The 6,654-nt window shown below is 38.7% G+C and carries 7 protein-coding genes and 2 pseudogenes; 8 read left to right on the top strand and 1 reads right to left on the bottom strand.

Annotated elements, in window-relative coordinates:
• From BK820_RS14640 to BK820_RS14635, 4 genes and pseudogenes are all read left to right on the top strand, one after another.
• Positions 1–268: tyrosine-type recombinase/integrase (locus tag BK820_RS14640; RefSeq protein ID WP_349356343.1), on the top strand; the 268-nt coding region annotated here is incomplete at its 5' end.
• Between the two features lie 115 nt (positions 269–383).
• Positions 384–500, top strand: a pseudogene (locus tag BK820_RS15260) (transposase); the annotation flags it as partial.
• A 9-nt stretch (positions 501–509) separates the two neighbouring features.
• Positions 510–626, top strand: a pseudogene (locus tag BK820_RS15430) (putative oxygenase MesX); the annotation flags it as partial.
• Positions 627–814: 188 nt separating this feature from the next.
• The gene (locus BK820_RS14635) at positions 815–2,206 is read left to right on the top strand and encodes a methylenetetrahydrofolate reductase C-terminal domain-containing protein (RefSeq protein ID WP_071321317.1); all 1,392 of its coding nucleotides are present in this window, start codon (positions 815–817) and stop codon (positions 2,204–2,206) included.
• On the opposite strand, the gene BK820_RS14630 is transcribed toward BK820_RS14635, so the two are convergent.
• Positions 2,203–2,871, bottom strand: coding sequence for an epoxyqueuosine reductase QueH (locus BK820_RS14630; protein ID WP_004647714.1), 669 nt, complete (start codon positions 2,869–2,871; stop codon positions 2,203–2,205). The two genes, BK820_RS14635 and BK820_RS14630, sit on opposite strands and share 4 nt — an antisense overlap.
• A 521-nt stretch (positions 2,872–3,392) precedes the next feature.
• Here BK820_RS14630 and BK820_RS14625 point away from each other — a divergent pair.
• The 4 genes from BK820_RS14625 to BK820_RS14610 form a co-directional block, all read left to right on the top strand.
• Positions 3,393–4,376: a putative oxygenase MesX gene (locus tag BK820_RS14625; protein ID WP_071321316.1), complete on the top strand. Its 984-nt coding sequence runs from the start codon at positions 3,393–3,395 to the stop codon at positions 4,374–4,376.
• A gap of 50 nt (positions 4,377–4,426) precedes the next feature.
• On the top strand, positions 4,427–5,470 hold the full coding sequence (locus tag BK820_RS14620; protein ID WP_071321315.1) for a methionine synthase: 1,044 nt from the start codon (positions 4,427–4,429) through the stop codon (positions 5,468–5,470).
• Between the two features lie 97 nt (positions 5,471–5,567).
• A complete protein-coding gene (locus tag BK820_RS14615; RefSeq protein WP_071321319.1) occupies positions 5,568–6,062 on the top strand; it encodes a flavin reductase in 495 nt (164 codons plus the stop codon).
• 42 nt (positions 6,063–6,104) lie between these two features.
• Positions 6,105–6,654: sulfite exporter TauE/SafE family protein (locus tag BK820_RS14610; RefSeq protein ID WP_071321314.1), on the top strand; the 550-nt coding region annotated here is incomplete at its 3' end.

Raw genomic sequence — 6,654 nt, 5'->3', positions numbered from 1 at the left:
AATCTTTGTGCAACAAAGCCCCCTGAACTTGATTATCAGAAAAATGGGATATACTAAAAATGAATTAACTTCTCATGGGTTACGATCGACATTTAGTACCATATTAAATGAATCCGGTTTATTTCAATCAAATTGGATTGAAGCACAGCTATCTCATACTGATAAAAATAAAACCCGTGCAAGTTATAATCATGCAGAATATTTTAATCAGCGTATGGAAATGATGCAATGGTGGGGTGATTTTATTGATAGTTGTACTGTAAATTAATGGTTATGAAATCCAAGTTTTAATTAGNGTGGGGTGATTTTATTGATAGTTGTACTGTAAATTAATGGTTATGAAATCCAAGTTTTAATTAGAATAGGCTTTGTTGCACAAACCTATTCACCGCCATAAATCATTATCTAAAATTGCATCTCGTGGTAAAAGCTCAATGGGCCGGTTCTATGGCTATAAATTACATGTTGTGATGAATCAACTTAGAGAAATAGTCTGTTCACAATGATGATTTCTCTTAACTCGTAAAATTTATGACGGTGTTGAACGTGTTCAATTGAATCTTAAGCAAGGTAAATGGACAGAAGAGAACTTCATTAAGCCGTATCAAAATATTCTTGAAGAATAGGCATTTCATTTCACATTAGAGCGAGAATCTCATGAGAAAGTTGCCTGATTGAATGTAGTGAATAGATTCATTGCATAATTGTTGACTAAAATTTTCTATATCAGCCTGATTAAGATTAATCGGGCTGATTCTGTTAGGTCGAATATAATAGCGACCTGCTTCAATCATTTTTATTTGAACTTTATTTTATGTCACAGCTTGCTTCCCATTTTAAGCACAATCAGTTTTGTATTTTGTTGGAATATTTAAGTTCTGCTAAAGGCATTGCTGTACCAATGTCTTTAGCAGAATTTCCATGTGCGATCACTTTGGCAGATCGAGTGCATGCCGATAGTGATTTGGCACCACTTGAATGTGCGAAGACATTTCCTTCATCAGTGGAAAAAATCATCCATTATTCAGGGAAAGGTCGGGATATTACTGATTTTGAGACCTTCTTAAAATCAATTCAAGCTTCGGGACAGAAAAATTTACTGCTTCTCACAGGTGATAAGTTAAAAGGGCATACAAATGGTCAAGATGGAACGAATCGCACCCGATATTTAGAGTCTGTAAATGCGGTCATGGCCGCAAAGTGTTATGGTGGATTTCACATTGGTGTAGCTTTTAATCCCTTTAAATATGCTGAAGCTGAACGTGATGCACAATATTTAAAACTTCACAAAAAGATTAAAGCAGGAGCAGACTTTATCGTTACCCAGTTGGGTTACGATATGGAGGCTTTAAAACAAGCCAAGGCTTTTTTAAATCGTCATCGATACCCACAAAATATACTTGCTTGTGTTATGCCACTTAGTTTGGCACGTGCCAATTTTATGGTGAAACATAAGGTCGCAGGAATTGTGATTACACCACACATGTTACGAGTGTTGGCTCAGGAAGAACAGGATGGACGAACTGAGAATGCTTATAAACGTTGTGCTATACAAATATTGATGTGTAAATATTTGAGTTTTGCAGGTGTGCATCTTTCAGCATGCCATAAGCCTGAAGAGCAAAAGCTTTTAGAAAAATATATTGAACAATATCGACATTATGGTTTACAGGAACTCGAAGCACTCTGGAATGCACTGTGGCAAGTGAAGACTAAAAATGAACTCGTGCCAGAATTAGCTTATTATTCCCGCCAACTATCCTCTAGCCAGCTTATTAAATATCAGCAATTGCATTTCATGCACAAGGCTCTATTTGAGTCCAAAATTGCCAAAGGTGTGGGGCATTTTATTTTTAAAGCCTCATTCTGGGAAAATGCGCCTGCAGCAAAAGCATTGTTAAAAACTGAATTTATCTCTAAGCAAGGGATCGTGGGTTGTGAAAGTTGTGGTCAATGTAGGTTAGGAGATACTTTATATATTTGCCCTGAAACTTGTCCCAAAGGATTGGCGAATGGTCCTTGTGGTGGTACGACATTGGATCGCTGTGAGTTTGGAGATCGTGAATGCATTCATTCTGTGAAAGCCCGACTTGCCAAAGCCGTGGGACAGACTGACGTTCTAAAAGAAAAACTGATTCCAACTGTACCCATTGAAGTCCGTGGAACCAGTTCCTGGAAAAATTGGTATCTGGCGACTGAAGCTTAGCTTTCATCATCCATGGCATTCGAATAAAATTTCACGCCCAATTTGATGCGATCACGACCTTGGCTCATACGCCAACGGTTGGTATCACGTAAGGAGTATACACAGCCACAATATTCTTGTTGGTAGAATTCTTCCTTCTTGCTGATTTCAAGCATACGAACAGCACCACCATTTTTACGCCAGTTGTAGTCCCAATAGGTGATACCTTCATAATGTGAAGCAGAACGATGCCCACAATCATTGATCTGCTTCATATCTTTCCAACGAGAGATACCCAATGAGCTACTAATTAGGCTGAAGCCATTTTCAGCTGCATAAAGGGCAGTGCGTTCAAAGCGCATATCAAAACACATGGTACAGCGAATACCTTTCTCTGGCTCATTTTCCATGCCTTTGGCACGTGCAAACCAATTGTCTGTATCGTAATCACAGTCAATAAAAGGAATATTATGTTTTTCTGCAAAGCGAATATTTTCTTCCTTACGGATTTCATATTCCTTGACAGGGTGAATATTGGGATTATAAAAAAAGATCGAAAAGTCGATGCCTGATTCAATTAGGGTTTCCATCACTTCACCCGAGCATGGTGCACAGCAGGAGTGAAGCAGAAGCTTGTCGTGACCTGCTGGGAGAGTCAATTTCTGACGTTCAAGTTTGTTTGACATAGTTATATGGGTTTAAATCTAAACCCTATATTTTAACGATTTAATTAGATAGTAAGGATTTGATATACTGATATTTTCTAAGGTTAAGATGAAAGAAATTCACTAATTGAAATTTAATAAGAACTAAAGTATATAAGAGAATAACTACAATAATGCTTTGGAAGCAGAACATTGCAAGTTAATCAAGAGTCATTGAATGAAGCTTTAAAATTAAGTGAAGAAATTATTAGTAATATTGAGTTAGGCAAGAAGCTGATCGTTATGTTATTTACACATACTTGATAGTTGGAGATTTATTATCTTTGGTAGAGTTGCAAAAAACATTATCAATTTCAGATAAAGATTTTAGATAGCCGCTTAACTTACTGAATAACTAAAAATCCTCAGAATCTTTAATTTATTAAGATGAGTATTTCTCATCTTAAGCTGAATTTATATCGTTTTACTCACTTTCTTATTCACGTTTAAATACAGCCATTCAGAAATTTAGCTTTTTATAAAATTTTTAGGTGGCAATCTCCATGAGTACAGCATTTGAGTGTTCAATTAAACGTATCCGTTTTGATGAAAACTACACGCCAGCAGAAAGCACACGTTTAACCACAAATTTTGCCAATTTGGCACGTGGGGAAAGCCGTGAAGAAAACTTGCGTCGTACCCTTGCGATGATCAACAACCGTTTTAATAGCTTGGCAACCGTTGATAACCCGAAAGGTGATCGCTATTCACTTGAGATTGACATTATTTCTGCGGAAATTGATATTGAAGGTAATGGTCAAACTTTCCCATTTATTGAAACACTTAAAAGTGTTGTGATTGACCATCAAACAGGTGAGCGTATTGAAGGCATGATCGGCAATAGCTTCTCATCTTATGTGCGTGATTACGACTTCAGTGTGGTATTGCCACAATTGGGTTGTGGTGTAGGTGAAAAACCTGAAGATTTTGGCAATCTACATGGCAAGCTTTATCAACATTTAGTCAATTCAGATGTATTTAAAGCAGAATTTAAAAAACAACCTGTCATTTGCTTAAGCGTTTCAACCTCTAAAACGTATTTCCGTACAGCCAACGTACATCCTATTTTGGGTGTGGAATACAAAAATGATGAATATTCACGTACCGATGAATATTTTGCCAAAATGGGTTTACGTGTACGCTACTTTAAACCAGAAGGTGGTAATGCACCATTAGCATTCTATTTCGCTGGCGATTTAGTCCGTGATTATACTGATTTTGAATTGATCAGTGCTATTGCGACCATGGAAAGTTTCCAACGGATCTATCGTCCTGAAATTTACAACACCAACTCTCCTGCAGGTGTGGTGTATCAACCAAGTCTAAGCTATGGCGATTATTCACTTACACGTGTGGTCTATGACCGTGTGGAACGTGGTGAGCTTGCAGTTAAACAAGGTAAATGGACGGAAGAAAACTTCATTAAGCCTTATCAAGACATTTTAAATGAATGGGCTGTAAATTTCGAAGTCGAAACAGCTGCTTAATCCATTAAATTGATAAACAGATTTACGAATTTAGACAAAGAAGATTAGACATGGCGCTTACACAACCGAAACTTTTACTCCCAACTTCAACTGCGGGTAGCTTGCCAAAACCGTCTTGGTTAGCTGAACCTGAAAAATTATGGTCTGCATGGAAGCTTGAAGGCGAAGAATTATTAGAAGCTAAACGTGATGCTTTGAAATTATCATTACATGAGCAAGTCACTGCGGGTATCGATATCGTGAGTGATGGCGAGCAAACCCGTCAGCATTTCGTGACCACCTTTATTGAGCATCTTGAAGGTGTGGATTTCGAAAAGCGTGAAACGATGCGTATTCGTAATCGTTATGATGCGAGTGTACCTTCTGTTGTGGGTGATGTTTCTCGTAAAAAAGCCGTGTTTGTAGACGATGCGAAATTCTTACGTAGCCAAACCAATCAGCCAATTAAATGGGCGTTGCCTGGTCCAATGACCATGATTGATACACTTTTTGACGGACACTACAAGAGCCGTGAAAAACTGGCTTGGGAATTTGCCAAAATTTTGAACCAAGAAGCTTTAGAACTTGAAGCAGCAGGCGTAGACATTATCCAATTTGATGAACCTGCGTTTAACGTATTCTTTGATGAAGTAAATGACTGGGGTGTACCAACCTTAGAACGTGCACTTGAAGGTCTAAAATGTGAAACTGCAGTTCATATTTGCTATGGTTACGGCATTAAAGCCAATACAGATTGGAAACAAACTTTAGGTAATGAATGGCGTCAATACGAAGAGTCATTCCCGAAACTACAACAATCTAAGCTCGATATTATTTCACTTGAATGCCAAAACTCACGTGTACCAATGGATTTAATCGAATTGATCCGTGGTAAGAAAGTGATGGTGGGTGCAATTGATGTGGCAACCACTCAAGTGGAAACTGCAGAGGAAGTAGCAAATACTCTACGCAAAGCATTGCAATTTGTTGATGCAGATAAACTGTATCCTTCAACTAACTGTGGTATGACACCGCTATCTCGTCAAGTTGCACGTGGCAAACTTGAAGCTTTAAGCGCAGGTGCTGCCATTGTTCGTAAAGAGCTAGAAGCTTAATCAAACGTAGTCTCGTGCGAAGCAGAACAAATTATCACAAGAACATTTGTTCTGCTTTATGCATGAGCACGTGATATGTACATTTGAGATGAAAGAGATGATTGAAGCAACAGACTTTAGAAATGCAATGTCCTTACTCACCACAGCAGTGAATGTTATTACGACTGCGGGTGAAGCAGGTATGCATGGATTTACCGCATCTGCCGTATGTAGCGTGACGGATACACCGCCAACGTTATTAGTCTGTATGAATCAATCCTCCCGTTCACATGCCCATTTTGTTGAAAATAAAGTCTTGGCGGTCAATGTGCTGAGTACACAGCATGAGCAAATTTCTAACGCATTTGCTTCAAGTAAGTTTAGCTCAGAAGATCGTTTCAAACTAGGTGATTGGAGCACGTTAGAAACAAGCTCGCCGATTTTGGAAGATGCATTAGTCAGTTTTGACTGTGAGATTCAAGATATTCAGCAAGTCGGTACACACAGTGTTTTCATGTGTCGTATTCTTAAAGTTCAACAAAGCGATCAAGAAGAAAGTCTGGTGTATTTTAACCGTGCTTATCATCAAGTGGGTCAGTTGGAACACGCTTAACTCAATGCCTTAATTCTTTTATCTTTTTAAAGTTAGTTTATTGTGGAACTTATAACCTTTTTAGTCATCGGCGCTTTTGCTGGTTTTGCAGCAGGGCTGTTTGGTGTCGGCGGTGGTACGATTATTGTACCACTGCTTTTTATTGTCTTTACCCAAATGGGCTATGACCCCGATGTGGTTATGCACCTCGCATTAGGCACGTCTTTGGCAACCATTGTTGTAACCTCGATTAGCTCATTGATGGCGCATCATAAAACTGGTGCTGTGATTTGGCCTGTTTTTAAAAATCTAGCGCCACCTATGGCGATTGGTTGTTTTTTTGGGGCAGGTGTTGCTGGTTTGATATCAGGATTACATCTACAAATCATTGTTGGCTTATTTCTGATTTGGGTCGCATATACGATGTTTACAGGTGCCAAAAAAGCAATTGACCCAACGAAAACGTTACCCTCATCAGGTCAACAAGTTGCTGCAGGTAGTGTGATTGGGGTTGCATCAGCAATCTTTGGTATTGGTGGTGGAAGTCTGACGGTTCCATATCTGAATCGCTATGGTGTGGTCATGCAGAAGGCTGAACCGTACCGGGTTTGTC

The sequence above is a fragment of the Acinetobacter sp. LCT-H3 genome (genome assembly GCF_001866125.1).
Lineage (GTDB): Bacteria > Pseudomonadota > Gammaproteobacteria > Pseudomonadales > Moraxellaceae > Acinetobacter > Acinetobacter schindleri.
The sequence above is the reverse complement of the archived record's forward strand: the minus strand, read 5'-3'. Positions and strand labels throughout refer to the sequence as shown.

What these genes read in the sequence shown, in the direction of transcription:
- BK820_RS14620 (WP_071321315.1), top strand. Translation starts at nt 4,427, where the DNA reads ATGGCGCTTACACAACCGAAACTTTTACTCCCAACTTCAACTGCGGGT.
- BK820_RS14625 (WP_071321316.1), top strand. Translation starts at nt 3,393, where the DNA reads ATGAGTACAGCATTTGAGTGTTCAATTAAACGTATCCGTTTTGATGAA.
- BK820_RS14635 (WP_071321317.1), top strand. Translation starts at nt 815, where the DNA reads ATGTCACAGCTTGCTTCCCATTTTAAGCACAATCAGTTTTGTATTTTG.
- BK820_RS14630 (WP_004647714.1), bottom strand. Translation starts at nt 2,871, where the DNA reads ATGTCAAACAAACTTGAACGTCAGAAATTGACTCTCCCAGCAGGTCAC.
- BK820_RS14615 (WP_071321319.1), top strand. Translation starts at nt 5,568, where the DNA reads ATGATTGAAGCAACAGACTTTAGAAATGCAATGTCCTTACTCACCACA.